This is a genomic window from Sphingomonas silueang, assembly GCF_040049155.1.
In the GTDB taxonomy this organism is placed as follows: Bacteria; Pseudomonadota; Alphaproteobacteria; order Sphingomonadales; family Sphingomonadaceae; genus Sphingomonas; species Sphingomonas silueang.
Map to the genome: position 1 here is coordinate 102,868 of NZ_JBDZDK010000008.1, position 26,307 is coordinate 129,174.

At 68.6% G+C, this 26,307-nt stretch carries 19 protein-coding genes; 7 read left to right on the forward strand and 12 right to left on the reverse strand.

Features of this window, described 5'->3' with window-relative positions; genetic code table 11:
- Positions 1–249, reverse strand: a complete 249-nt coding sequence (locus tag ABLE43_RS10095; RefSeq protein ID WP_348978370.1) for a hypothetical protein — start codon at positions 247–249, stop codon at positions 1–3.
- A gap of 72 nt (positions 250–321) precedes the next feature.
- Positions 322–507, reverse strand: coding sequence for a hypothetical protein (locus ABLE43_RS10100; RefSeq protein ID WP_348978371.1), 186 nt, complete (start codon positions 505–507; stop codon positions 322–324).
- Between ABLE43_RS10100 and ABLE43_RS10105 the strand changes: the two genes are divergently transcribed.
- Positions 506–6,775, forward strand: coding sequence for an autotransporter outer membrane beta-barrel domain-containing protein (locus ABLE43_RS10105; protein ID WP_348978372.1), 6,270 nt, complete (start codon positions 506–508; stop codon positions 6,773–6,775). The two genes, ABLE43_RS10100 and ABLE43_RS10105, sit on opposite strands and share 2 nt — an antisense overlap.
- A 129-nt stretch (positions 6,776–6,904) precedes the next feature.
- Here ABLE43_RS10105 and ABLE43_RS10110 read toward each other — a convergent pair whose 3' ends face one another.
- From ABLE43_RS10110 to ABLE43_RS10125, 4 genes are all read right to left on the reverse strand, one after another.
- Positions 6,905–7,282 (reverse strand): hypothetical protein, encoded by a 378-nt coding sequence (locus tag ABLE43_RS10110; protein ID WP_348978373.1) that lies wholly within the window; start codon positions 7,280–7,282, stop codon positions 6,905–6,907.
- 173 nt (positions 7,283–7,455) lie between these two features.
- Positions 7,456–9,069 (reverse strand): NAD-dependent malic enzyme, encoded by a 1,614-nt coding sequence (locus ABLE43_RS10115; protein ID WP_348978374.1) that lies wholly within the window; start codon positions 9,067–9,069, stop codon positions 7,456–7,458.
- Positions 9,070–9,141: 72 nt separating this feature from the next.
- Positions 9,142–10,749, reverse strand: a complete 1,608-nt coding sequence (locus tag ABLE43_RS10120) for an alginate export family protein (RefSeq protein WP_348978375.1) — start codon at positions 10,747–10,749, stop codon at positions 9,142–9,144.
- 84 nt (positions 10,750–10,833) lie between these two features.
- On the reverse strand, positions 10,834–12,174 hold the full coding sequence (locus ABLE43_RS10125) for a dicarboxylate/amino acid:cation symporter (protein WP_348978376.1): 1,341 nt from the start codon (positions 12,172–12,174) through the stop codon (positions 10,834–10,836).
- A 267-nt stretch (positions 12,175–12,441) separates the two neighbouring features.
- Between ABLE43_RS10125 and ABLE43_RS10130 the strand changes: the two genes are divergently transcribed.
- The 4 genes from ABLE43_RS10130 to ABLE43_RS10145 all read left to right on the forward strand — a co-directional run bounded on the left by ABLE43_RS10130 (position 12,442) and on the right by ABLE43_RS10145 (position 16,863).
- On the forward strand, positions 12,442–14,133 hold the full coding sequence (locus ABLE43_RS10130) for a sensor histidine kinase (protein ID WP_348978377.1): 1,692 nt from the start codon (positions 12,442–12,444) through the stop codon (positions 14,131–14,133).
- Positions 14,130–15,428, forward strand: coding sequence for a sigma-54-dependent transcriptional regulator (locus ABLE43_RS10135; protein WP_348978378.1), 1,299 nt, complete (start codon positions 14,130–14,132; stop codon positions 15,426–15,428). Before ABLE43_RS10130 ends, ABLE43_RS10135 begins: the two co-directional genes overlap by 4 nt.
- Before the next feature lie 174 nt (positions 15,429–15,602).
- The gene (locus ABLE43_RS10140; protein WP_348978379.1) at positions 15,603–16,163 is read left to right on the forward strand and encodes a sigma-70 family RNA polymerase sigma factor; all 561 of its coding nucleotides are present in this window, start codon (positions 15,603–15,605) and stop codon (positions 16,161–16,163) included.
- Positions 16,156–16,863 (forward strand): anti-sigma factor, encoded by a 708-nt coding sequence (locus ABLE43_RS10145; RefSeq protein WP_348978380.1) that lies wholly within the window; start codon positions 16,156–16,158, stop codon positions 16,861–16,863. Before ABLE43_RS10140 ends, ABLE43_RS10145 begins: the two co-directional genes overlap by 8 nt.
- Before the next feature lie 11 nt (positions 16,864–16,874).
- On the opposite strand, the gene ABLE43_RS10150 is transcribed toward ABLE43_RS10145, so the two are convergent.
- Positions 16,875–17,588, reverse strand: a complete 714-nt coding sequence (locus tag ABLE43_RS10150; protein ID WP_348978381.1) for a Crp/Fnr family transcriptional regulator — start codon at positions 17,586–17,588, stop codon at positions 16,875–16,877.
- A 153-nt stretch (positions 17,589–17,741) separates the two neighbouring features.
- On the opposite strand from ABLE43_RS10150, the gene ABLE43_RS10155 reads away from it, so the two are divergent.
- On the forward strand, positions 17,742–18,707 hold the full coding sequence (locus ABLE43_RS10155) for a ferritin-like domain-containing protein (RefSeq protein ID WP_348978382.1): 966 nt from the start codon (positions 17,742–17,744) through the stop codon (positions 18,705–18,707).
- 22 nt (positions 18,708–18,729) lie between these two features.
- The gene (locus tag ABLE43_RS10160; protein ID WP_348978383.1) at positions 18,730–19,740 is read left to right on the forward strand and encodes a ferritin-like domain-containing protein; all 1,011 of its coding nucleotides are present in this window, start codon (positions 18,730–18,732) and stop codon (positions 19,738–19,740) included.
- Positions 19,741–19,789: 49 nt separating this feature from the next.
- Here the strand turns inward: ABLE43_RS10160 and ABLE43_RS10165 are convergent, their stop codons facing one another.
- The 5 genes from ABLE43_RS10165 to ABLE43_RS10185 all read right to left on the reverse strand — a co-directional run bounded on the left by ABLE43_RS10165 (position 19,790) and on the right by ABLE43_RS10185 (position 26,207).
- Complete coding sequence (locus ABLE43_RS10165) at positions 19,790–20,611, reverse strand: exonuclease domain-containing protein (RefSeq protein WP_348978384.1); 822 nt, start codon at positions 20,609–20,611, stop codon at positions 19,790–19,792.
- Between the two features lie 31 nt (positions 20,612–20,642).
- Complete coding sequence (locus tag ABLE43_RS10170; RefSeq protein ID WP_348978385.1) at positions 20,643–23,348, reverse strand: TonB-dependent receptor; 2,706 nt, start codon at positions 23,346–23,348, stop codon at positions 20,643–20,645.
- 361 nt (positions 23,349–23,709) lie between these two features.
- Complete coding sequence (locus ABLE43_RS10175; RefSeq protein ID WP_348978386.1) at positions 23,710–23,895, reverse strand: hypothetical protein; 186 nt, start codon at positions 23,893–23,895, stop codon at positions 23,710–23,712.
- Between the two features lie 162 nt (positions 23,896–24,057).
- Positions 24,058–25,134 (reverse strand): ABC transporter ATP-binding protein, encoded by a 1,077-nt coding sequence (locus ABLE43_RS10180; RefSeq protein WP_348978387.1) that lies wholly within the window; start codon positions 25,132–25,134, stop codon positions 24,058–24,060.
- Complete coding sequence (locus tag ABLE43_RS10185) at positions 25,131–26,207, reverse strand: LacI family DNA-binding transcriptional regulator (protein ID WP_348978388.1); 1,077 nt, start codon at positions 26,205–26,207, stop codon at positions 25,131–25,133. Before ABLE43_RS10185 ends, ABLE43_RS10180 begins: the two co-directional genes overlap by 4 nt.
- Positions 26,208–26,307 lie beyond the last annotated feature (100 nt).

A 26,307-nucleotide genomic window follows, 5' to 3' on the forward strand; every position in this document is an offset into this window, starting at 1 on the left:
CTACGTTGGGCTCTTCATGTCCAGTAACAGCAGGAATTCGACGAACGTCAGCGTCGACAACGCGGGTACGATTTCCGGTCGGTCCGGCGTTGCAATATACAGCGGCAGCAGTAGTTCTTTCGTTAGTTCCATCATCAACCAATCGACCGGGAACATCGGTGCGATCCTCGCCCCGATCAGGACAATCGACAACGCCGGAACGATCGACGGCGACAGGCGGAGCGCCGTTTTTTCGACGTCTGCTTCCAATAGTTACTCGGCGATTTTCAATGCCGGTAAAATCGTCAACAGTGCTGCATCGAGTACATTGTCGTATCGCAACTATCTGCAGATCGGCAACTCGGGGGTCATCGCCAATAGCGGCAGTGGCGCTGCGATCGATGGATCAAGCATCGAATTGTTGAACGATATCGGGGGCAGGATCACCAGCGGTGGTTCGACGGCGATCAGCGCGGCCGGCAGTTTGCGGTTGGTGAACGACGGCGAGATCGTCGGCAACGTGATCATGACGTCGCCCCTGTATTTTAACAGCTATATCGATAATTCTGTCGGTACCATCACCGGCGATGTCCGTTTCGGGTCCGGAAGCGATACGCTGGTCGTCGGTTATGCCGATGGCGCGCTCCGTACGGGCATCAGTGGCGAGATCGACGGCGGGGCCGGTTTCGACCTGCTGCTGGTGCACTTCACCAGCGATGCAGTGGTCGGTCCGGCGTTGACGATGCCCACGGGCTTCGAGAATCGCGGTCTGATCGTGGATAACGACAGCACGGTGACACTCGACGCGGGCTTCGCATCGCCAGGCACGATCCAGGCGGGTTCGGACAGCAGCGGAACGATCATCAATCGTGCCAGCCTGACTTCGGAAAACAACGTGTTCGCGAGCATGGCCGGATACTCGGGCTTGACGCTGGTGAACGAGGGCACCATCCGCACGACCGCGCCGAGCAGTTATTCTGACGCCGTCTACTGGCGGAACGGCGGCAGCTTCGATAACCGCGGGACGGTGATATCGACCGGCAGCGGCGTAAGTGTCGGCGGGACCGCCGCATCGACGTTCCGGAACAGCGGATCGATCACCGCCAGAGATACCGGCGTCAGCCTTTCTATCGCGAGTTTCCTCAATACCGGGCAGATCAGCGCGAATGGTACCGGGGTCGATTTCGGTCTCTTCGGTTCGTCGCCCGCTTCGGAAAACCGCGGTCGCATCTCCGGCGGCAGCAGCGGCGTGATCCTCAACGGAACGCTGCGCAACAGCGGAACGATCAGTTCGGGCGACACCGGCGTGCGGATGCGGTCGGGGGCGACGCTCATCAATGCGGCAGGCGGGGTCGTGTCGGGGCTTTCCGCTGGTATCGTCGGTTTCGGCTCCTCTTCATTTTACGACGCGAACGTGAATTCCGCGACCGTGGCCAACGCTGGTACCATCAACGGCGATGTGCAGTTGGCAAGGTTGACCGACAGGGAAGTCCGGCGAAACCGGTATTTTGCGGAGCGTGGCGGCGTGCTGAACGGCAATCTTTTCCTCGGGCGCGGCGGTACGCTCGTCGTCGAGTTCGCCAACAGCGGTCCCGGCACCTATGCCGGTATCACCGGCTCGGTGAACGCGCCTGACGCGCAACTGGTCTATCGCCTGCGTTCCGATGCGTCCTACAGCGTCGATCCGGGCAGTTTCGCCGGGATCGGGTTCGACCTGTACGACGATGCGAAGCTGACCCTGACCGGACTCGCGTCGGCACGTCCGCTGCTGTTCGCAGGGAACGGCACCGTCGAAAGCGCGCTGAACCTGACGGCGGCTACGTCGCCGATCTTCATCCTGCGGACGCCGACCCTGGCATCGACGGCCGAAACGGCGGTGCAGGATCTGGAGTTGATCAATCGCGGCACGCTGCTGCTCAATCGCACGGTGCAGAACAACGTCACGGCCGCCGTGGTCGGCAGCGTAGGTACCACCTTCACCAATTTGGGTGCGATCGGCGTGTATGACCGCGGATCGGCCAATGACAAGGCCAGCGCCGTGGCGGGCGGGCAGCAGGTGGTAAACGCCGGTACGATCACGCTTGACGGCGGCATCGGCGTGAACGGTTCGCTGAATGTCACGAACGCGGGGCGTATCGTCCAGGCGGCCGGCGGCTTAGCGGGGACCGGCGTTCGCAACGTTCGCAGTCTGATCAACACCGGCACGATCGAGGTGGGCGGCCCTGCAGCGGCGTTCGATGCGTTCGGATACCCGAACGAGGCGAGGTCCATCGTCAACACCGGTCGCATCGCGAGCGCGAGCGGACCGGCCATCGTACAGGCCGAATCGAACTACTACGGCAATCTGGCGGTTCGGAACGGACAGGGCGGCACGATTGCGGGGACCGGCGGTACCGCGATCATCGGGCAGAACATGGCCGTGTTCAACGCCGGAACCATCGAGGGTTCGGTAAACCTAATCAGCACCGGTTTCTTCGGCCAGTCGGCAGCCTATGTCGCCAATGGCGGCGTGCTGCGCGGCAATCTGACCTTTGGGGGCGGCAACGACCTGTTCGTCGAAACCGATGGGCAGACCGGCGTGACCGGCACGATCGACGGCGGTACCGGTCTGGATACCTACCGCTATCGCCGCACCGCAAGCGGGGTCGTGACCCTCGGCGTGCGCACCGCCACCCGATTCGAGCGGGAGTCGGTCGAGGCGCTCGGCGCCGACACGGTCGTCACCGTGGAGGCGGATCGGGCCTATAATCAGCTGACGCTCTACGGCACGGGTTCGATCGTCAACAAGGTGAACGTCACCAACGGCATCTTTGCCGATGCGCAGTATGACTCGTCACTGCCGTTCAGCACCCCGGACGACCTGCGCCTGAGCGGGCTGGCAAGCTTTACCAATCAGGCGACCATCGCCGGTTTCTACGGCAGTGTCGGCAATTTCCTGAACAGCGGCACCATCGAAACCGCCGGGCTCTCCTATTTCGCGGTGCATCAGTCGCGCGAAGGCAGCTTCTCGTTCCAGAACGACGGGACCATTCGCAACGCCGGTGTCAGCGCAGCCGTCCGGCTGTCGAGCGACGGTTCGATCGTCGCGACCAACAACGGGACCATCACCGGCGGCGGCGTCCTGGCGAGCACCACCGGGGCGACGGCGCTGGCGACGGGCGAGCCGTTCGCGCTGGTCTTCAACAACAGCGGCACGGTCACGTCGCGGCGCCCGGAGGACAGCTTCGATCCGGCCGCCGTCACCCTGGCGGTGAACGGAACGCCGGGTAACGGGCAGATCCTCGTCAACAACAGCGGCACGATCGAGGCGCTCAGCAGCGCCAATGCCGGGTTGTCGGTGGCGATCCGACCCGATGCGCCGGCCCTCGGGACGCTGGGCATCGCGATCCAGAACAGCGGCACGATCCGCGCCAACGCCGGTGGTCGCGAAATCCTCGAGATCTCCGACCGTCCGTATCTCTACACGCGGCCCGCCAACGCAGTTCTGGTCGAGACACCGATCGGCGTAACCGCCGCGATCACCAACTATGCCAGCGGCGTGATCGAGGCGACCGGCGCGCGCTCCAACGCGATCGGATCGCTCGGCGCCACGCTCGACATCACCAACTTCGGCACCATCCGCGGCGGTGCGGGCACGGTGCTGGCCGATGACGACCTGACCGGTGCGCTGATCGGCGCACCCTATCTGGCGGGTGCGGTGCAGGGGTCGGACGGCAACGACCGGATCTTCAATGCCGGCACGATCACCGGCTCGATCAGCCTGCTCGGCGGCGACGACCGGGTAGAGAATTACGGCCGGATCGAGGGCGACGTGTTCCTCGGCGCGGGCGACGACATCTTCCTGCACAGCGCCGTCGCGACGCAGATCGGCACGGTCGATGCGGGCGAGGGTGACGACGGCTTCATCCTCGACGCGACCGGCGGCGGCAGCGTCAACGGCGACCAGTTCGTCAATTTCGAGCGCTTCAGTCAGATCGGCAGCGGCAACGTCACCTATTCGGGCACCTTCCGCTTCAACACGGTGAGCGTCAGCGGCGGATCGGTGACGGTCGCGGCGGGCCAGACGCTAAGCAGCGCGGGCGACACCGCGATCACCGGCAGCGACGGCGCGGAGACGGTCACCAACAACGGCACCATCGCCGGATCGGTGTCGCTGGGCGGCGGCAACGACCGCGTCGTCAACGCCGGGCTGATTGCGGGATCGGTCCTGCTCGGCACCGGCGACGACGTGTTCGTCGACCAGGCGGGATCGCGCGTGACCGGTACCGTCGACGGCGGCGCGGGCAACGACCTGTACAACGTGATCCTCGCGGGCAACCGCAACGGGCTGGGCAGCATCCGCGGGTTCGAGCGGTTGCAGATCGACGGCTATGGCCTGCTGTCGCTGGCGCAGACCGAGGCGCTGGACCAGATCATCCTCAACGGCACGTGGCTGAACCTGACGCAGCGCGGCAACCGGGTCGGCACGATCCAGGGCAGCGATGCGAGCGAATGGGTCGCGATCGACGGCGATGCGTCGGTGGTCGCGCTGGCGGGCGGGGACGACCGGCTGTCGCTCGGCACCGCGAACGCCGTGGGCGGCTATGACGGCGGCACCGGCAACGATCTGCTGACCTTCGCCAATACCGGCGCGGTGACGCTGACCGGCCGGGCGACCGGGTTCGAGGCGGTGCAGGTGGACAGCGGTTCGCTGACCGTCACCGGCCTGCTGGCGAACAACGGGGCGATCTGGTTCGGCGGCAACGACCTGTCGCTGACCGTCGCCAACGGCGGCACGCTGGGCGGGGCGATCGACCTCGGCGGCGGCAACGACATGCTGCGGCTGGTCGGCAATGCGTTCCTCGTCGGCACCGCTTCGGGCGGGGCGGGCAACGATACCGCGGTGTTCGATCTGGCGGGCAACCGCACGCTCGGCGAAGGGGTGCTGACCGGCTTCGAGACGCTGGCGACCACCGGCAGCGGCATCCTGACGCTGACCGGCACCCACAGCTACGACCGGGTGACGCCGGGCACCGACCTGACGATCGCCGCCGACGGTCGCCTGACCGCGCGGCAGGTGGCGTTCGGCGCGGGCGACCAGCGCTTCACCATCGCGGGCCAGTTCGCGGGCGCGATCGACGGCGGGGCGGGCAGCGACACGATCAGCGTGTCGGGCGGCAGCGCGTCGGCACCGGTGGCGTTCGATTCGATCGCCAATGTCGAGGCGTTCGCGATGACCGGCGGCTATGCCACGCTGGCGGGCAGCGGGACGCTGGGCGTCACGTCGCTCGGCGGCGGGCGGCTGGTCGGCCTTGCCGGATCGACGATCACCGCGTCGCAGATCAACGTCGGGACGGGGGCGGTCTTCGGCTCGTCGGGCGTGGTCAACGGCAATCTGACGGTCGCCGGGGTGCTCAGCCCCGGTTCGTCGATCGGGACGATGGTGGTGAACGGCAACGTCACGCTGCTCGGCAGCTCGACGTCGCTGTTCGAGCTGAACCAGAGCGCGGCGGACCGGCTGGCGGTGAACGGCGCGCTGACGATCCAGAACGGGGCGACGCTCCAGCTCGCGCCCACCGGCTATGTCCGCCCGGGTACCTCGTTCGAGCTGATCACCGCGACCGGCGGGATCACCGGCAGCTACACCAACATCGCCAAGCCGTCGTCGCTGTTCGGTTATGTGGCGCAGCAGGGCAATCGTATCGCGCTGATCGGGCAGTTCCGCACCGATGCGACCTTCAATCCGCAGGTCGCGCGCAGCGTCGCCTATGCCAACCGCACGCTGCTGCTGCAGGGTGACAACAGCGCGCTCGGCAATGCGCTGCCCGTGCTGCTGACCGCAGCGGGCGACGGCAATGCCAATCCGCGCCAGTTCGCGCTGATCACGCCCGAAGCCTATGCCTCGGCGACGCAGATCGGGGTCGACAATGCGCTGGCCCTTGCCGAGACCACGCGCGGCCCGGCGTTCGCCACCACCCGCACCGATCCCGGCGCCTATCTGTTCGCCCAGTCGGTCGGCCAGTGGCATCGGTTGGGGGCGGATGCCGATCAGGGGATCAGCAAGGCGGCGTCGCAGGGCTATGGCTATCTCGGCGGCATCGGCTACGGCACCGGCGACGGCATGGTCGGCATGTTCGCGGGCTGGCTCGACACGCGCCAGTTCATCCGCGAGCTCGGCGCGCGGACCCAGGCGGACGGCGTGGTGGTCGGCGGCGTCGCCCGCTACCGCGATCCCAGCGGCTTCGGCTTCGCCGCGTCGATCGTCTACAACGACGCCAAGGCGCGCACCGACCGTTTCGTGCCCGGCGCGAACGGCATCACGCTCGGTCGCTACGACCTGACGAGCTGGAGCATGGACCAGTCGATCTACTATGCCGCGCAGCTCGCCAACGGCTGGGCGATCACGCCGCGCCTCGGTGCCACGATGGTGCGGACGACGCGGGAAGCGGTGCAGGAAAGCGGCAGCGCGGCCTTCGCGCTGAACGTCGCGCGGGACCAGCATCGCGCCAGCTTCGTCGATGCCGGGATCACCTTCGGGCGCAGCGAGACGTCGGACGATCCGTTCCGGCCGTTCGTGACGCTGGGCGGGCGCTACCAGACGATCGGTACGCGCGCCGATGCGCTGGGCGGCTATGCCGGGGGCGGGCTGGGGCTGCTGGCACTGGGCGTCGGGCGGGCGCCGATGGTCGCCACCGCGACCGGCGGCGTCACCTATCGTTACGGCCGCAACCTCGAAATCTATGCGGTCGGCAGCGCGCAGAACGGGCGCGACGATCACCAGGAATCGATCCTCGCGGGGGCACGCCTGCGGTTCTGACGGGGGTTCCGCCTCACCATGCGCTGTCCGTTACGGGGAGCGCAGGGCAGGGCGGTCCGGCGTCCTTCGGGATGCAGGGGGTTCAGCCGGTCGAACGCCGGGGGGCGATCCTGCCCCCCGGCGCATGGCTCAACCGCAGACGCGACGGCCGTTGCGGATCACATAGCGGCACCCGCCGCGATACTCGACACCCATGGCGCGGGCCTCGCGCGAGCGCGGGTCGATGATCCGTTCGCGCACCACCGGGCCGCGATGGCGTCCGCGATCGCCGCGCCAGTCGCGACCGCGCCGGTCGTCGCGCCAATCGCGACCGCGCCGGTCATCACGCCAGCGCCGGTCGTGGCGTCGGTCGTCACGCCACCGGCGGTCGTCGCGGCGATCATAGCCGCGCCCGTCACGCCAGTCGCGCGACTGGGCGGCGGCGGTATCCGGCGTGGCGACGACGGCGGCGGTGGCGCTGGTGACCAGCAGGCCGAGGGCGGCGAAGGCGTTCAGCAAGGTCTTCATGGTCGTTCCTTTCAGACCCCGTCCTGCCCGGTTCGCGGTGAACCTGAGCTGGACGGGTGCGGGTGGGCGACCAAGCCGTCAGGGCGGGCAAAGTTCCCGCGGGCCTCCCCGCCGACCCGCGGCAGGCGACGGGACGGACCGATGCCACCGGGCCGGATGCGGCCCGCCGTGCCTCAATAGGCGGCGGTCCACATCCGCGCGGCGATCGCGTCGCGGTCGATCGTGTCGGGGGTGGTCGCCACCCCGTCGGCGACCGCCTGTTCCGCCACCACCTGCGCGATGTCGAGCGCCACGTCGCGCAACCGCTCGATCGGGGGGAGCAGCGTATCGGCCCCGCCCATGCTGCCCAGCGCGCGGGCGGCGGCCATGAACATGCCGTCGGTGATCGCCCGCGCCCCCGCCGCCAGCGCACCCAGGCCGACGCCGGGGAAGATGTAGACGTTGTTGACCTGCGTTACCCCGTCCACGCCGAACGGACTGCCCGTGCCGATCAGCGCGCGGCCCGCGCTCCAGCGCAGCAGGTCGGACGGATGCGCCTCGGCCCGCGATACGGGGTTGGAGAGCGGGAAGATGACCGGGCGGGCGACATGCTGCGCCATGGTGCGCACCACCGCCTCGCTGAACGCGCCGTGCTGGCCCGATGCGCCGATCAGCACGGTCGGGTGGACGTTGGCGACCGTCTCGAACAGGTCGATCGCGCCGTGCGCGGTGCGGGTCCAGTCGGCGACCTCGCCGGACGCGCGCGCCAGCGCCGCCTGGGGGCCGCTCAACCCCTCCATGTCCGACAGGATCAGCCCGTCGCGATCCACCGCCCAGATACGCGCGCGGGCGTCGGTCTCGCTCAGCCCTTCGCCCGCCAGCGCCTGCACCAGCATCTCGGCGATGCCCCCGCCCGCCGCGCCCGCGCCGAACAGCACGATGCGCTGTTCGGCGAGCGGCACGCCGGTCCGCCCGATCGCCGACAGCAGCGTGCCGACGGCGGTGGCGGCGGTGCCCTGGATATCGTCGTTGAAGCTCAGCAGCCGGTCGCGATAGCGTTCGAGCAGGCGATAGGCGTTGTGCCCGGCGAAATCCTCCCATTGCAGCAGCACGCCGGGGAAGCGCGCGGCGACGGCGGTGACGAAATCCTCGACGAAGGCGTCGTATTCGGCGCCGCGGACGCGCGGGTGGCGCCAGCCGACATAGAGCGGGTCGTCGCGCCGCGCCTCGTTGTCGGTGCCGACGTCGAGCAGGATCGGCAGCACCTCGGCGGGATGGACCCCGGCGCAGGCGGTGTAGAGCGCCAGCTTGCCGATCGGAATGCCCATGCCGCCCGCGCCCTGGTCGCCCAGCCCGAGGATGCGTTCGCCGTCGCTGACGACGATCACCTTCACCCGGTCCAGCGCCGGATCGGCGAGGATGTCGGCGATGCGGTGCCGGTTGGGCCATGACAGGAACAGCCCGCGCGGACGGTGCCAGATCTCGCTGAACCGCTCGCAGCCCTCGCCCACGGTCGGGGTATAGACCAGCGGCAGCATCGCGGGCAGGTCGCGCTGCACCAGCGCGTGGAACAGCACCTCGTTGGAATCCTGCAATTCGCGCAGAAAGGCATAGCGCTGGAAATCGTCCGGCATCCGCGCCAGCGCCCGCCGCCGCCGCTCGATCTGGCTGTCGAGCGTGCCGACATGCGGCGGCAGCAGCCCGTGCAGCCCCAGCGTGTCACGCTCCGCCTCGGTAAAGGCGGTGCCCTTGTTGGTCAGCGGATCGGCGAGCAGGGCGCGCGCGGCGGCATGGGGGGCGGCGGTCATGGGCACACTCGTGTTACATGGACGGAGAAACGCCCCGGCGACGGGCACCGGGGCGTCAGCAGGGCCGGCGGATCAGAAGCGGAAGCTGATCCAGCCTGCCAGGAAGTCGGAACTGCGATACCCCGCGTCGGTCAGCGCGGGACCGGCGATCAGATGCTCGTAGCGCCCGGTGATGCTGACCCGCGGGCTGATCGCATAGATCGCCTGGAGCCGGATCGTGTCGGCGATCTTGCGCGAATCGCCGAGCTGCGTGCCCGCGAACGCCTGTCCGTTGGCGCGGTATACCGCATCGTTCAGGCTGTCGCGCCACGACAGCTGATATTCCGCCGCCACGCGGACCTTGCTGTGCGGCTGGAACTGCACGCTGGGGGCGAAGGCGATCAAGTTGGTCGGCGTCGCGTACAGCTGATAGCTGTAGTAGATGTTGTTGCCGAACGGCGCGAGCGAGGTCTTGAGCGTGCCGCCGTTGTACGAATTGCCGCCGCTCGCATAGTCGAAGTGGAAGCCGACGCGCGGCGCGGTCTTCGACTTGCCGACCTTGTAGGTCTGCTGGAGCAGGACCAGCCATGCCGAGATCGGCCGATCGTCGAATTCGCCGCCCTGGTAGTTGACCGTCCAGTCGAGGTTCACCGGACCGGCATCGCCATAGAGGTGCAGGCCGTAGAATTTGCGGACTTCCTCGGCGGTGCGGCCGCCCCACACGGCGTTGCTGTTGCGCAGCCCCCAGACGAAGGGATCGAAGAACAGGTTCGATCCGCCGAACAGCGTCTTGGGCAGGACGAAGCCCGCCGTGCCGCCCGAGAAGCGGCGGTTGTCGTCGACGATGTCGTCGCGCGTGCCGCCCACGCCCAGCCGGGTGGTCTTGAAATCGAACACGTCGCCGCGGATCCTGTCGCCCTTCGCCCACGCGCGCACGCCGTTGTAGACGAAGAAGATGGTGTTGTTGTCGCGCGGCACGACCATCAGGTTGGGGCCGTCGGCAAAGGTCTGGCGACCATAGCGCACGCCGACATCGACGCCGCCCAGCTCGCCCTTCACGTCGACGAAGCTCTGCTGCACGACGAGGTCGTTGTGCAGCTGCCCCGCCTTCACGCCGAGGTTGCGGCCCGACATGCCCGCATGCGCCAGTTCGCCGTACAGGCGGACATGGTCGCCGATGTGCAGGTCGGCACCGCCGACGACGCGGAAGATGTCCTGCCGCTGCGCCTCGCGGTCGCGCAGGTTCGGGTTGGTGGTCAGGTTGACGCGGGCGCGGAATTCGCCGGACAGGGTCAGATACACCTCGTCGCTCAGGATCGGGATGTACTTCAGCCGGTCGAGGATGTCGTCGCGCTTCTTGGGATCGCGATACTTGCTCCAGTCCTCGGCCCAGCGCGACTGGTTGTAGCCGCCCGCGGTCACGCCGTCGCCGACGCCGGTGCTGGGATATTCCTGCGCGACCGGGCGGGCGGTCCCCTTGTCCGGCACGGGGCCGGGGAAGACCGACGGCGAGTTGCTGTTGGTCGATCCGCCCTGCGCGGGTGCGGTCGATGCGGCGGGGGCGAGGGCGAGGGCGACCGGGGCGGCGACCGGAGCGGCCTGCGGCGGGACCGGGGCGTCGGCGGTACCCGGCGCGGCATGGCCGACGGCCGGGATCATCAGGGCGGCGGTGGTGCAGCTCAGCCGCAGGAACATGTTCATCTTTACCTCTCCGGTGCCTCGCGGGGCGGGCAGAATGTCGCCGGCCGGGGTATTCCCATCGGCCGGCGGGGCAGGGGCTTGTCGTTATTCGGCGGGAACCGCGCCTTCGGGCATCTGGTCGACGCGGACGCTGCGACCGGCGAGCGCCTCGTCGAACTGGCGCTTGTCCAGCTTGCCTTCCCACTTGGCGACGACGACGGTGGCGACCGCGTTGCCGATGAAGTTGGTCAGGCTGCGGCACTCGCTCATGAAGCGGTCGACGCCGAGGATCAGCGCCATGCCCGCGACCGGCACCGAGGGAACGATCGAGAGCGTGGCGGCAAGGGTGATGAAGCCCGCGCCGGTGACGCCCGCCGCACCCTTGGACGAGAGCATCGCGACGGCGAGGAGCAGCAGCTGCTGGCCGAGCGTCAGGTCGACGTTGCACGCCTGGGCGATGAACAGCGCGGCCATGGTCATGTAGATGTTCGTGCCGTCGAGGTTGAACGAATAGCCGGTGGGAACGACCAGCCCGACGATCGACTTCGGAATGCCCGCGCGTTCCATCTTCTCGATCAGCGAGGGCAGCGCGCTTTCCGACGACGAGGTGCCGAGCACCAGCAGCAGTTCGGCCTTCAGGTACGAGATCAGCTTGAAGATCGAGAAGCCGCAGGCCCGGGCGACGAGGCCGAGGACGACGACGACGAACAGCAGCGCGGTGAGATAGAAGGTGCCGACCAGCGCGGCGAGGCTGAACAGCGTGCCGATGCCGTATTTGCCGATGGTGAACGCCATCGCGCCGAACGCACCGATCGGCGCCGCCTTCATGACGATCGCAACGACCTTGAAGAAGGCGATCGAGATGTCGTTCAGCGCGTCGAGCACGCGCTCGCCCTTGTCGCCGATCATGGCGAGGCCGATGCCGAACAGGATCGCGACGAACAACGTCTGGAGGATGTTGCCCTCGGTCAGCGCCGAGATGAAGGTGTCGGGGATGATGCCGGTCAGGAAGCCGGTGATCGTGGTGTCGTGCGCCTTGGCGGCATATTCGGTGACCTTCGACGTATCGAGCGTCGCGGGATCGATGTTCAGCCCCGCGCCCGGCTGGACGACGTTGCCGACGATCAGGCCGACGATCAGCGCGAGCGTCGAGAAGGTGAGGAAATAGGCGAACGCCTTGCCCGCGACGCGGCCGACGCTGGCGAGGTCGCGCATCCCCGCGATGCCGGTGACGATCGTCAGGAAGATGACCGGTGCGATGATCATCTTCACCAGCTTGATGAAGGCATCGCCGATCGGCTTCAGCGCTTCACCGGTCGAGGGGTAGAAATGGCCGAGCAGCACGCCCGCGACGATCGCGATCAGCACCTGGACATAGAGGTGCTTGTACCACGGCTTCGCGGCGGGCGGGACCGGCGGGTGGCCGGTGGCGGGGGCAATCATCATGCGTTCTGCCTTTCATCCTCTGGGATGCGCTCCCGCCGTTCTGCGACGACATTTGCGCGATGGCGGCAGGATAGGTTCGTGCAATCCAGGTTGTCCAAAACGCAATCGCTATGGAAATATCGTTGCAGAACAATGGTATAAACGAAGTGACGAACCAGTCGTACGCCATTTTTCGCCGCTGGACGCCGCCGCATGTGTCAATTGTTGCACATGGCCGGACGGCGACGTAGCATCGCCGCGATGCGACAGAATCACCGGTTATGGACGATGATCTGGGCGGTCGCCGGGCTGTCGCTGGCGGGCGTGCTGGCGTTGTTCGTCGGGCATCTGGTCGAACAGCGTTCGCGGGCCGATCTGATCGCGACCGCCACCGCCGACGTGCGGTTGCGGCAGGTGCTGCTCGCCAGCGAGGTCGCGCGCTTCCGGCTGATGCCGCTGGCGCTGAGCGACGACCGCGACGTGGTGGGCGCGGTGCGCGGCATGCCGGGCGCGCGGGCGGCGCTGGACCGCAAGCTGGAGGGGCTGGCGCGCACGACGGGCGCGTCAGTGATCTATGTGACCGACCGCACCGGCCTTGCCATCGCCGCCAGCAACTGGCGCGCGCCGGATACGTTCGTCGGCCGACGCTACGGCTTCCGCCGCTATTTCCGGGATGCCGTGCGCAACGGATCGGCGACGCAGTTCGCGCTGGGCACGGTCAGCCGCCGCTCGGGCCTCTATCTCACGCGCCGCACCGCCGACGGCGGTGTGGTGGTCGTCAAGCTGGAGTTCGACCGGATCGAACGCGAATGGCGCGCGGCGGGCGGGCTGACCTTCGTGACCGATCCGCACGGCGTCATCCTGATCGCCAGCCGCCCGGCGTGGCGCTATGCGACGACCCGTCCGCTGTCGCCTGCCGAAGCCGCCGCGGTGCGCAGCGATACCGGCGCGCCCGCGCTCAAACCCGCGCCGTTCGTCGCGGGCGGCAATGCCATCACCCTGCCGCGCGAGCCGGGGACCTATGCGCATGTCGTCACCGATCCCGACGACGCCGGCTGGCGGGTCCACCTCGCCATGCCGTTGCCGCGCAGCGTCGGAATCGCGGTACGCTGGGCGCAGGCGGCGACGCTGCTGGTGCTGTTCGCGCTGTTCGGCGTCGGCTGGACCCTGCGCGAGCGTGCCCGCCGCCGCGCCCGCCGCACCAGCGAACTAGAGGCAGCGGTGGCCGACCGCACCCGGCTGCTCCGCGCCGAGATCGAGGAGCGGATCGCCGCCGAATCGCGCGCCGCCGAACTGCGCGAAGGGCTGCGCCAGGCGAACCGGCTGGCCGCGCTGGGGCAGATCACCGCCAGCGTGGCGCATGAAACGGCCCAGCCGGTCGCGGCGATCCGCAACTATGCCGCCGCCGGCCGCCAGCTGCTGGAGCGCGGCGATACGGCGGCGGTCGTCGGCAACCTCTCCGCCATCGCCCGGCTGACCGACCGGATCGGGTCGGTCACGTCGGAACTGCGCGGCTTCGCCCGCAAGGGCAGCGGCGAGATCGGCCCGTTGCCGCTGGCGGAGGTGATGGAGGGCGCGCTGCTGATCCTGAAGGAACGGCTGTCGCGGGTCGCGCTGCACGTGTCGCCGATCCCGGACGACCTGCTGGTCGTCGCCGGGCGGGTGCGGCTGGAACAGGTGCTGGTCAACCTGCTCCAGAATGCGGTCGAGGCGCTGGAGGGGCGCGACGATCCGGGCGTCACGGTCGAACTGACGCAGGACGATCGCACCGTCGTGCTGGTGGTCGCGGACAACGGCCCCGGCATCGATCCCGCGATCGCCGAGCGGCTGTTCACCCCCTTCGCCACCAGCCGCCCGGCGGGACTGGGGCTGGGGCTGGTGATCGCGCAGGACATCATGAACGATCTCGGCGGCACGCTGCGCCTGCTGCCCTCGGCGCGGGGGGCCCGTTTCGAGGTGACGTTGCGGAAGGCGACATGACCGAAGCGGGCCGGATCATCCTGGTCGAGGACGACGAGGATCTTCGCGTCTCGACCGCGCAGTTGCTGACGCTTGCCGGGTTCGACGTGCTGCCCTTTGCGGCGGCGGCGCCCGCGCTGCTGGCGATCGATGCGGACTTCGCCGGGATCGTCGTCACCGACGTGCGCATGCCGCACATGTCGGGGATCGAGCTGTTCCACATCCTGCACGAACGCGATCCCGCGCTCCCGGTGGTGCTGGTGACGGGCCATGCCGATGTCGCCACCGCGGTGAACCTGATCAAGGGCGGGGCGTGGGACTTCCTCGCCAAGCCGTTCGATCCCGACGCGCTGGTCGCCGCCGTCACCCGCGCGGTGGCGGCGCGGACGCTGGCGCTCGACAACCGGCGGCTGCGCGCGGCGGCGGCGAGCACCGAACAGGTCGCGCTGGTCGGGCAGTCCGCCGCGATCGTGCGGCTGCGCGAGATGATCCCGGTGCTCGGTAATGCCGACATCGACCTGCTGATCGAGGGAGAGACCGGCACCGGCAAGGAACTGCTCGCCCGGCTGATCCACCGCGCGGGGCGGCGGGCGCGGCACCGCTTCGTGCCGGTCGCGTGCGCCGCGTTGCCCGATGCGCTGGTCGATGCCGAACTGTTCGCCACCACCGGCGATCGCGGGGTGGCGGCGGCGGCGCGCGGCACGCTGTTCCTCGACGACATCGATCAGGCGTCGCGGTCGTTGCAGGCGCGGCTGACGCAACTGGTGGAGGAGCGCACGCTGCGCGGCCCGCGCGATCCGATCCCGGTCGATGTCCGGGTGATCGCCACGGCGGCGGAGGAAAGCGCGCGGGCCGACGACGCGATCGCCCCCGCGCTGCTCTATCGCCTAGCCGCGGTGCGGCTGCGGCTGCCGCCGCTTCGCGAACGGCGGCAGGACGTGCCGCTGCTGTTCGCGCATCTGGTCGATGCGTCGGCGGCACGGCTGCGCCGCGCGGTGCCGCCGCTCACCCATGCCGCGCGCGACCGGCTGGCGCGGCACGACTGGCCGGGCAACGTCCGCGAACTGGCGCATTTCGCCGACCGGTTCGTGCTGGGCCTCGACGCCGACGTTACGGGCGAGTCGGCGGATGATGCCGCCCGCACGCTGCCCGAGAGGATCGCCGCGTTCGAGCGCGAGGCGATCCTGACCGCGCTGGCGCAGGCGGGCGGCGAAATCGGCACGGCGATCGACCGGCTCGGGATTCCGCGCAAGACCTTCTATTACAAGGTACAACGCCTCGGCATCGATCTGAAGGCGGTGCGCCGGCGCGAGTAGGCGGAAACGACCCGTCGGAACGGGAGCGCAACTGGTGCATTCGGTACGGCTGGGACCGAAGGGTCGTGCGGTACGTGCTTGCGATCGGTCGTCCACCCCGGTTTGAATGCAATCCGAAACACGGCCGGGCGAGCATGTGGCATCGAAGGGGCAGACGATGACGGACGGTATCGCTTGAGCGGCGTCGCGATGGACCGGCAGCGGCTGTCCGGCGCGCTGCTGCAACTGGGCGGCGGGGATACCGACGCGATGCGCGTCGTCTACGACCTCACCTCGGCCAAGCTCTATGCGGTGTGCCTGCGCGTGCTGAAGGACGCGGCGGCGGCCGAAGAGGTGCTGCAGGACGTGTATGTGAAGGTGTGGCACCATGCCGCGCGCTTCGATCCCATGCGGGCCAGCCCGATCACCTGGCTGTGCAGCATCGCGCGCAACACCGCGATCGACCGGCTGCGCGCGGCGGCACGGACCCCCGGCGGCGACGGCGAGGTGCCCGACACGCTGCCCGACGATTCGCCGAGCGCCGAGCAACTGCTGGCCAGCCGCGAGGAGCAGGACCGGATGCTGGCGTGCATCAGCCTGCTCGACGGCAATCATGCCCGGTGCATACGTGCTGCATTTTTCGACGGACACAGCTATGTACAGCTCGCCGACCGGCACGCGGTGCCGATCGGGACGATGAAGAGCTGGATTCGCCGCAGCCTGCTCCGCCTTCGGGAATGTCTCGACGATGCCTGACGTCACGCCCGAACAGGAAGACGAACTGACCGCCGCCGAACTGGCGCTGCGGCTGGTCGACGGGGCGGAGTGCGTCGCCGGACGCGCGCGCATCGCCGGCGATCCCGCGTTCGCCGCGCAGGTCGGCGAATGGGACGAACGCCTCGCCCCGCTCTATGCCGAGATCGCGCCGGTACCCGCCCCGCCGGGCGTGTGGGATGCGGTCGCGCGGAGGATCGCCGATCCCGCCGTGGCGGTGCTGCGGCGGCGGGTGCGCCGCTGGCAGGTCGCGACCGGCGTCGCCGGGGCGCTGGCCGCCGCGCTCGCGCTGATGCTCGCGCTGCCGGTGCGGCCGGTGCCGGTGCCGCCGCCCGCGCAACCCGCGCCGATGCTCGCGGTCGCGCAACTGTCCGACGATCGCGGCACGCCGATGCTCGCGGTCGGGATCGAACGGCGCAGCGGGCTGGTCAGCGTGCGGTTGCAGGACATGCCCAAACAGGCGCGCGTGCCGGAGCTGTGGCTGATCCCGGCGGGCGGCGCGCCGCAATCGCTGGGCAGGATCGGCGCGGACGGTCGGCTCGACACCCGCATCCCGCCGGACATGCGCCGCGGCAGCACGCTGGACGCGACGCTGGCGGTCAGCATGGAGGAAGCCGCCGGGATTCCCCATGCCGCCCCCGCCGGTCCGGTGGTCGCGAGCGGCCCGCTGGTGACGATGTAGCGCCGGGCTGGTCAGGCCACCCCGTCGCTCCCGACATAGGCGAGGCCCGCGCGTGCCTCCAGCGCGGCGCGGTCGCGCATCACGATCCGGCCGCGCGAACAGCGCACCAGATGCTCGCCCTCCAGCACGTGCAGGCAATCGGTCACGGTCGCGCGGCGCAGGTTCAGCGTCGCGGCGATCGCGGCATGGGTGACGGCCATCGTATCGCTGTCGATCCGGTCGTCGATCATCAGCAGCAGCCGAGCGATCCGTCGCTCGGGCGCGTCGCGCAGCGCGGAGGCGAGGGTGCGCGCCACCTGCATCGAAAAACGCTGGGCGAAGGCCAGCACTGCGCGCAGCACCATGCTGTCGTCGGTGGCGGCATCGACGATCGCTTCGGCAGGCACGGCCACCGCATGGCCCGACTGGATGCGGACGGAGGGGGTGAAGGGCGCGGGCTGATCGCCCAGCAGCCGCGACCAGCCGATCACCCCGTCGCGTCCGACCAGCCCGACATCCTGCGACATGCCGCCGGTCGACACCGACAGCATCACCGGCGCGCCTTCGGGAAAGATCAGCCGGTCGATCGGCTCGCCCATCCGCATCAGCACCTGCCCCGGCTCCAGCGCGATCCGCGTCGCCGCCATGGCCAGGCGGCGCCGGGAGTCGGCGTCGAGACCGCCGATAAGCCGGTTTTCCGTCGTCGGCAGATAGGACACGGCGTTGCCCGAACTGTCTATCCTCACCAAAATCTTCCTTACGCAAAACTTTCGCACTCTAGCTTCGTCGGGATCCGCCTGCCGGATGCGGCCCGTACGCATCCGTACCCCAAAAATATTATCCGATCCCCCGCGCGTAGCTGATCGTTGCAGGCGGATAAGCCATGCAGGGAGATGAGCATGACCGAAGGGGCACTTGTCGCAGAGGCGTTCGACGCCCGCGCGAAACGGCGCGAGGATCGCCGCGATTTCTTCCGGATGATGGGCGGCGCCGCCGCGATCGGCGGGGCGGCGATGCTGGCGGGCCAGTCCGGCCCGGCCGCGGCGCAGAGCGCGTTCGCCGATTCCGACGTGCTGAACTTTGCGCTGAACCTCGAATATCTCGAGGCGCAATTCTATTATTATGCGGCGTTCGGCACCGGCCTGCCGAACTCGATCCTGACCGGCACCGGCACCCAGGGTGCCGTGACCGGCGGGCGGCAGGTCGCCTTCTCCGATCCGCTGGTCGGGCAATATGCCCGCGAGATCGCACAGGACGAACGCGCGCATGTCGAATTCCTGCGCACCGCGCTCGGATCGGCGGCGGTGGCGCAGCCCGCGATCGACATCGGCGTCGGCGTCAACAGCGCCTTCTCCAACGCCGCCCGCGCGGCGGGGCTGGTCAACGCCAGCACCGCGTTCGATCCCTATGCCAGCGACGAGGCGTTCCTGCTCGGCGCGTTCATCTTCGAGGATGTCGGCGTCACCGCCTACAAGGGCGCCGCGCCGCTGCTGACCAACAAGACCTTCCTCGAAGCGGCGGCGGGCATCCTCGCGGTCGAGGCCTATCATGCCGCGATCGTGCGCACGACGCTCTATGCCAAGGGCATCGCCACGCCCTCGGCCAATCTCATCGCCGCGACCGACCAGATTTCGAACGCGCGCGACAGCCTCGACGGCACCAGCGACATCGACCAGGGGCTGAGCCCGCTGTCGAGCAACCCGAACGCCAGCAACATCGTGCCGCTGGACGCGAACGGCATCGCCTACAGCCGCACGACCGCGCAGGTGCTCAACATCGCCTATCTCAACCGGGCGCAGGTGAACGGCGGCGGGTTCTTCCCGAACGGCGTCAACGGCCTTTTCCGCAGCAGCGGCGCCAACTGAGCGCGAACCCGGGAGACACATGATGAGCATCAACGATCCGATCCTCCAGGTTCTGGAAGCGTGCGACGAACGGCGCGCGGCCCGGCGGCAGTTCATCCGCTTCGCCAGCGGCGCGACCGTCGCGGCGGCGGGAGCCTCGCTGCTGGCGGCGTGCAGCGACAGCGGCGGCGGCACCATCGGCACGCCGACCCCGACGCCGACCCCCACCCCGTCACCGACCAGCGCGATCAGCGACGCCGACGTGCTGAACTTCGCGCTCAACCTCGAATATCTCGAAGCGCAGTTCTACAGCTTCGCCGCGACCGGGGCGGGGCTGCCCAACAGCAGCCTGACCGGCACTGGCACGCAAGGAGCCGTCAGCGGCGGGCGGCAGGTCAACTTCACCGATCCGCTGGTCGCCCGCTATGCGCGCGAAATCGCGGCGGACGAGATCGCGCACGTCAACTTCCTGCGCTCGGCCCTCGGCTCGGCGGCGGTGGCGCAGCCCGCGATCGACATCGGCGTGGGCGTCAACAGCGCCTTCTCCAACGCCGCACGGGCCGCCGGACTGGTCAACGCCAGCACCGCGTTCGACGTGTATGCGACCGACGAATCCTTCCTGCTCGGCGCGTTCATCTTCGAGGACGTCGGCGTCACGGCGTACAAGGGCGCGGTCGGGTTCATCTCGAACAAGACCTTCCTCGAAGCGGCGGCGGGCATCCACGCGGCGGAGGCGTATCATGCCGGGCTGGTGCGCACCGTGCTGTATCGCAAGGGGATCGCGACCCCGGCGATCATCGATCAGGTGGAGGCGGTGTCGAACGCGCGCGACAGCCTCGACGGCAGCAGCGACCTCGACCAGGGCATCCGCGCGACGGGCAGCGGCAATGCGGCGGTGTCGAACCTCGTGCCCGCCGACGCGAACGGCATCGCCTACAGCCGGACGCCGGGGCAGGTGCTCAACATCGTCTATCTGAACCGGACGGCGCAGACGGCGGGCGGGTTCTTCCCCAACGGCGTCAACGGCACGATCCGCGCCAGCGCGTCGAGCTGAGGCCAGGGGGCAGGGGGCAGGGGGCGGGCCGGACGTTCCGGCCTGCCCCTTATCCCGGCAACCGGGCGAGCAACTCGTCCTCGGTCACGATGGCGAGGCCGAGGTCGACCGCGCGGCGATACTCGGCCTGCGCATGGACGAAGCGCCCGAACGGCTGGGCGTTCGCGACGACCAGCATCGTCGCGGTCGATCCCACCGATGCCATGACCCGCGCGCCCTGCGCCGCCAGCCGGTGCGCCAGCGGCCCGTCGCGGCGCTCCCCCAGAAGTGCGATCCGCTCACCCTGCAACGCGCCGGTCGCGGCGGCCCTGGGCACGGCACGACGACGCGGCGTCACCGGATTCATCAGCGCGGCGAGATCGGTGCCCGCATGCGCCATCGCCCGCACCACCACCATCCCCGCCGCGCGCGCGTCGCTCAGCGCGTCGTGGTGGCGGTGGCGCAGCTTCAGATGTTTGGCGAGCACGTTCAGCCGGTGGCTCGGCAGTTCGGGCCATGTCCGCTTGGCCACGCCCACGCTGTCGAGCCAGCGCGTCTCGATCGGCGGCAGCGCATGGACATGGCACGCGGCGGCCAGCGCCCCCTTGTCGAACAGCGAATGGGCGACCGTCACCTTGCCGGTCAGATAGTCCCGCACCGTCGCATGCACGTCGGCAAAGCTCGGCTTGCCGCGCACATGATCCTCGGTGATGCCGTGGATGCGGGTGTTGAATGCCGAGAATTCGTCGAGCGGATCGACCATCGTCTCCCACGCGAACGCCTCGACGCCGCTTGCGAAGCCGACGATGCCGATCTGGCAGATGCTGCTGACGCGCGAACAGGCGGTTTCGACATCGATCACCACGAAGTCGACGGGCGGTAGGGTGGTCATGCCCGACCCCCTAGCACGCCCGCCGCGACATTCAGAAGTTCAGCCGCACACCCAGCGCATAGCGCGGGCCATAGGTCTCGTAGGCGATGACCCGCTCCTTGTAGACCGAATAGAGAAAGGTCTTTTCGTTGAACAGGTTCAGCCCCTGCGCGAACAGCGTCACCTGATCGTTCAGCGCATAGTTGATGCTGGCGTCCCAGATGCCATAGGCATCGACGTTGACCGGCTGGCCGCGATTGCCCTGCTGCGTCTGTTCATAGGCATTGCGATAATTATAGGCGATACGCGCCTGGAGCGGCCCCTTCTCATAGAAGGCGACGGCGTTGTAGGTCGTCGCATCGGGATCGACGAAGCTCAGATTCGCCTGCACCCCCAGCCCGTCGAGCGGTTCGGGCAGCCCGCTGAAGGTATACTGGCCCGAAAATTCGATGCCGCGATAGTTGCGGCTGCCGATATTCTCCGGCCGCGTCCGGCGGAAGTCGAGGCCGAGGATCTGCACCGTCGTCGTCGTGCTCTCCGACAGGTTCTGGAGATCCTTGGCGAACAGCGCGACGCTGAGGAAGCTCGACCGGTCGAGATACCAGGTCAGCGCCGCGTCGTAGTTCCACCCGATCATCGGTTCGAGGCCGGGGTTGCCGTCGGTGATCGCGCGTTCGCGCGGGCGCGGGTTGATGTTGCGGATGAGCAGCAGGTCGCTCAGCGTCGCGCGCGTCACCGTCTTGGCCACCGCCGCCTGGAACACGACATCCTCGAACACGTCGAGCTTGAAGTTGGCGCTGGGCAGCCACTGGCCGTACGATCCGCGCTCGGTGATCGGCTGCGGCGCCGACAGGTTGACCACCGGATCGCCGCCGCCCGCAGGCTGGGTGATGCTCAGGATTTCCTGCCCCACGCCGCGCGAGGTCACGTCGGTGCGGGTATAGCGCACGCCGACATTGCCCGACCAGCGCCGCGTGCCGAAGTCGCCGCCGAACGACGCCTGGAGATAGCCGCCGATGGTGCGTTCCTGCGCCGACCCGCTGTTGCCCGGCACCGGGATCACCGCGAAGCTGTTGCCGTTCGCCGCCAGCGCCGCGCGCGCCGCCGCCGGATCGGCGAGCTGGTTGATCGCCGCGTCGGTCAGCAGATAGGCGGCGAGGTCGCTGGCCGAATAGGCGGGGAAGGCGCTGTCGAACATGCCCGTGCCGAGGAAGTTGGCGCCCCCGACCGTGCGGGTGAACAGGCTCTGCGGGATGCGGGTGTTGGTGCCGCAATACAGGCACTGCAGCGCGTCGGGCGTCTTGAACGAGAATCGCGACTTGGTGCGGTCCGAATAGTTCACGCCGCCCGAGATGCGTTTCAGGATACCCATGTCGGCATCCCATTTGAGGTTCGAGTTGACCTGATAGATCTCGTCCGCGACGCTGACCCCCTCATAGGTCAGGAACCCGGCGCGCGCGTTCGACGTATCGAGGATGTTGCCGAACCCGGTATAGACCGGCAGCCCGGTCGGCCCGATCGCGAAGCGCACGCCCGCAGGCGAATAGGTCGGCGTCGCGAGGTTCGATTCGAACCACGCCTGATTGCCGCCGGTGTCGTCCTTCGCCTTCGACCATGAGAAGTCGAGCGTGCCGCTCAACCGGCTCGACGGGTTCCACGCGAGATTGGCACCCGCCTGATAGGTGGTGGCGAGGCGCGGGCGGATCTGGTTGGTGAACATCGGCCCCGACGCGATGCCGGTATAGCTGGTGACGGTGTTGTTGCCGTCCACCGTCGCGGCGGTCACGTCGCCCGGACCGCCGTAGACGAAGAACACCTTGTTGTCGTCGTTCACGTCCAGCTTGGAATACAGCCCGTCCAGCGTCAGCAGCAGTGTGTCGCTCGCGCGCCACTGCGCGGTCAGCAGGCCCGAGAGGCGCTTGCGGCTCGTCTGGTTCACGCCCCATTCGACATAGGTCGGGATCGACACACCGGTGAATTCGGCGCGCCCGTCCTTGTTCAGGTCGAGGCTCTGGTTCGCTTCCCACCCGTCGGTGAAGATGCGCTGCCCCTCGATCTTGCGGTCGATGTAGGAGAAGGCGCCGAGAATGCCGAAGTCGCCACCGCCGAAGGTCGTGCTGAACAGCCCCGACGCCTGTGGCGAGAAGCGCCCGCGCAGCTTGTCGTAGTTCGCCTGTCCCGACAACGCGACCTTGCTGCCGGTGAAGTCGAACGGCCGCGCGGTGTACATGTCGACCGTCGCGGCGATGCCGCCCTCGATCTGCGCGGCGGTCGGCGTCTTGGACACGTCCACCCGGTTGATGAGCTCGGCGGGCAGGATGTCGAAGCTGAACTCGCGCCCCTGATTCTCGGTCGCGAGGATGCGCCCGTTGTACAGCGCGGTGCTGAACGCCGGGCCGAGCCCGCGCACGGTGATGAACTGCCCCTCGCCGTTGTCGCGCGAGATGGTGACGCCGGGGATGCGCTGGATCGCCTCGGCGATATTCTGGTCGGGCAGCTTGCCGATGTCGTCGGCCACGATCGAATCGACGATGTTGTCGGCGTTGCGCTTGATGTCGGTCGCGCGGCGAAGGCTCTCGCGCAGGCCGGTGACGACGATCTCGCCGTCCTCCGCGCTGGTTGCCGCATCCTGCACCGGGGCCGCCGGTGGCGCGGGATTGTCGGCGGGCTGGGTCTGCGCCGTGGCCTGGGTCGCTGCGACGAGTGTCGTGGCCATTCCGGCCAGCCCAAGCAGGCGGAACCGCGTGTCGGATTTCATACCGAATCCTCTCCCTGTCGCTTCCGCCGACCATCGCCGTTCAAGCGGCGACTGGCCCGGAAGGAGCGGCAGGTTTAACGATCAACCTTTCGGGCGGCAAGCGGTTAAACCGGGCGGGCCGGCGAAAATATCGCGACAGCTCAGTATGCTGCGGGGGTCGCCGCGCCTTGGGCCTACGGCCGATCGATGTTCGGTGGGTTGGACGCGAAGCTGCCCGTTGATCCCATGCCCGTCACTCCCGCGCAGGCGGGAGTCCATATGCGCTGACGTACCGGATCCGCCGCGAACCGCCGCGGTTATGGATTCCCGCCTGCGCGGGAATGACGAACATCCATGGTAGCGACGCGAACCTCGATCCGCGTCAGATCAGTTCCGACACCGCATAGCCCGCCAGCAGCACCGCCGCCGCCGCCAGCATGCCGAACAGGATATAGCCGATGTGGTTCACGATCGGCGGGTTCGGTCGCTGGGCGCGCTGGTTGCGCGACGCCGCCGACAGCACGAAGCTGGCCAGCAACCCACAGGTGAACACCGCCGTCTCGACCATCGTCCGCCATTTCCCTTGCCAGTGTGTGCGGTGCCCCCCCGGCATCTCGCCCATCCGGCTAAAACACAGCTTGCGACGACTGGCAATCGGTTGCGGCGGAACCGATCGTCCGGTTGAGGCGTTTCGTCGGGTTGCGTTGGGGGATAGTTCGGATCGGGCGGTTCAATCCACCGCGTGCCCGCCCTGATCGAACACCAGCAGTCGCGCCGGATCGGCATGGAGCGTGATCGCGTCGCCAAGGCCGTGGTGCCCGTCCAGCTTGGCGCGGAACGCATCGCCCGACGGCAGCCTGCCGTAGAGATAGGTCGAATGGCCCAGCGCCTCGACCGCGTCGATCGCCATCGGCAGCGCGACGGCATCGTCGCCGCCGCGCAACCGGACATGTTCGGGCCGCAGCCCCAGCGTCGCGCGATCGCCGGGCGCGAGCGCGGCTCCCCTAGGCGATGCGACGCGCAGTCCGCCCGCCATCTCGAACCACGTACCGCCGCCGTCGCGCCCGATGACCGTCGCGTCGAACAGGTTGATGCGCGGGCTGCCGATGAACCCGGCGGTAAAGACATTGGCGGGCCGGTCGTACACCTCCAGCGGGGTGCCGACCTGCGCGATCCGGCCCTGGTCGAGGATCACCAGCCGGTCGGCCAGCGTCATCGCCTCCACCTGATCGTGCGTGACGTAGACCATCGTCGCCCCCAGCCGCCGGTGCAGTGCGGCCAGTTCGTGGCGCATCCGCACCCGCAGGTCGGCGTCGAGGTTCGACAGCGGCTCGTCGAACAGGAAGATCGCCGGATCGCGCACGATCGCGCGGCCGATCGCCACCCGCTGCCGCTGCCCGCCGGACAACTGGTGCGGCAACCGGTCGAGCAGCGCGTCCAGTTCCAGCACCTGCGCGGCGTGCGCGATCTGTTCGGCGATCCGCGCCCTGGGCACCTTCAGGTTGCGCAGGCCGAAGCCGAGGTTCTCGCGCACCGTCATGTGCGGGTAGAGCGCGTAGGACTGGAACACCATCGCCACGCCGCGATCGGACGCGGGCACGCGCGTCACGTCGCGCTCGCCGATGCGGATCGAGCCGCCGGTCGCGTCCTCCAGCCCCGCGATCATGCGCAGCACCGTCGACTTGCCGCAGCCCGACGATCCGACCAGCACGACGAACTCGCCGGAGCGCACGTCCAGGTCGATTCCCTTGATCGTCTCGACCCCCGCATAGGATTTGCGGAGGTCGCTCAGCACCAGTGCGCTCATTCCCGTTCCAGCTCCCACGGCTTGGCGCTGCTGTCGCCGGGGACGAATTCGGCAGCGATATGGATCGGCGATCCGGCCTTGCGCGGCGCGGACAGCAGGGTTTCGGCGGCCTTGCGCCCCTTTTCAAAGGCGTTCTGGCGAATGGTGGTCAGCCGCAGCCCCTGCGGCGGCCGCCCCGGCGGGTCGATCCCGTCGAACCCCGTCACCGACATGCGGCGCGGCACCGACAGTCCCAGCGCCTCGCACCGCGCCACCGCGCCATGCGCCAGCCGGTCGGAGAAGCACACCAGCGCGGTCAGATCGTGCTGGCGGCGCAGCAGCCGGTCGACCGCGCGCTGCCCGCCGTCCTCGCCGTTGGGCGTCTCGCACACCAGCACGGTGTCCAGCGGCACGCCCGCGGCGGCAAAGGCGTCGCGGCAGCCGAGGATGCGCTGGTGCACGACATAATTCTCGTCGGGAAAATCGCGGTCGAGGGCGAAGATCTCGCCATGCCCCTCCGCCCAGGGAAAGGTGACGATCGCGATGTGGCGATGGCCGAGGTCCAGCAGGTGCGTGACGATCGTGCGCATCATCGTGCGGTCGTCGGTCAGCACGCTCGGCAGGTCGGGGGCGTCGAAATCGACCACGACGGTCGGCAGCCCGCGCGCCAGCGTCTTGCGGATCGTCGGATTGCTCTTGTACGGCGCGTTCAGGATATAGCCGTCGACGATCGCGGTCAGCGTGTCGAGCCGTTCGGGATGCTTGTCCTTCAGCGGGATCAGCACGATGTTCGCGCCTTCCTCCTCGCACACCGACGATACCCCGCGCAGGAACGCGATGTCGTGCGCGTCGGTGAAGGCATAGCTCAGCTGGTCGTTGAACAGGATGCCGATCGCGCCGCACCGCCCGGTGCGCAGCGATCGCGCCGCGGGGTTCGGCCCCTCGTACTGCACCGCCCTCGCATGGGCGAAGATGCGGTCGCGCAGTGCCTGCGACACCTTCGACGGGTTGTTGTACGCATTCGACACCGATGTGTGGGTGACGCCCAGATCGGACGCGATCGATTTCAGCGTGGCGCGTTTCGCGCGGGTCATGGCATCCTCTCCGGGTGGTCGGCCACCGTCTTGTCCCCATGCCTAGCCCGGCGGGTTGACAGCCGCAACCGCCAATGTTTAACGATAAACATGCACCCCG

Excerpts from the sequence above, each read along its gene's own strand:
- ABLE43_RS10105 (WP_348978372.1), top strand. The coding sequence starts at position 506 with ATGACGTCGCCCCTGTATTTTAACAGCTATATCGATAATTCTGTCGGT.
- ABLE43_RS10100 (WP_348978371.1), bottom strand. The coding sequence starts at position 507 with ATGATCACGTTGCCGACGATCTCGCCGTCGTTCACCAACCGCAAACTG.
- ABLE43_RS10110 (WP_348978373.1), bottom strand. The coding sequence starts at position 7,282 with ATGAAGACCTTGCTGAACGCCTTCGCCGCCCTCGGCCTGCTGGTCACC.
- ABLE43_RS10115 (WP_348978374.1), bottom strand. The coding sequence starts at position 9,069 with ATGACCGCCGCCCCCCATGCCGCCGCGCGCGCCCTGCTCGCCGATCCG.
- ABLE43_RS10120 (WP_348978375.1), bottom strand. The coding sequence starts at position 10,749 with ATGAACATGTTCCTGCGGCTGAGCTGCACCACCGCCGCCCTGATGATC.
- ABLE43_RS10125 (WP_348978376.1), bottom strand. The coding sequence starts at position 12,174 with ATGATGATTGCCCCCGCCACCGGCCACCCGCCGGTCCCGCCCGCCGCG.
- ABLE43_RS10130 (WP_348978377.1), top strand. The coding sequence starts at position 12,442 with ATGATCTGGGCGGTCGCCGGGCTGTCGCTGGCGGGCGTGCTGGCGTTG.
- ABLE43_RS10135 (WP_348978378.1), top strand. The coding sequence starts at position 14,130 with ATGACCGAAGCGGGCCGGATCATCCTGGTCGAGGACGACGAGGATCTT.
- ABLE43_RS10145 (WP_348978380.1), top strand. The coding sequence starts at position 16,156 with ATGCCTGACGTCACGCCCGAACAGGAAGACGAACTGACCGCCGCCGAA.
- ABLE43_RS10155 (WP_348978382.1), top strand. The coding sequence starts at position 17,742 with ATGACCGAAGGGGCACTTGTCGCAGAGGCGTTCGACGCCCGCGCGAAA.
- ABLE43_RS10160 (WP_348978383.1), top strand. The coding sequence starts at position 18,730 with ATGAGCATCAACGATCCGATCCTCCAGGTTCTGGAAGCGTGCGACGAA.
- ABLE43_RS10165 (WP_348978384.1), bottom strand. The coding sequence starts at position 20,611 with ATGACCACCCTACCGCCCGTCGACTTCGTGGTGATCGATGTCGAAACC.
- ABLE43_RS10170 (WP_348978385.1), bottom strand. The coding sequence starts at position 23,348 with ATGAAATCCGACACGCGGTTCCGCCTGCTTGGGCTGGCCGGAATGGCC.
- ABLE43_RS10175 (WP_348978386.1), bottom strand. The coding sequence starts at position 23,895 with ATGGTCGAGACGGCGGTGTTCACCTGTGGGTTGCTGGCCAGCTTCGTG.
- ABLE43_RS10180 (WP_348978387.1), bottom strand. The coding sequence starts at position 25,134 with ATGAGCGCACTGGTGCTGAGCGACCTCCGCAAATCCTATGCGGGGGTC.
- ABLE43_RS10185 (WP_348978388.1), bottom strand. The coding sequence starts at position 26,207 with ATGACCCGCGCGAAACGCGCCACGCTGAAATCGATCGCGTCCGATCTG.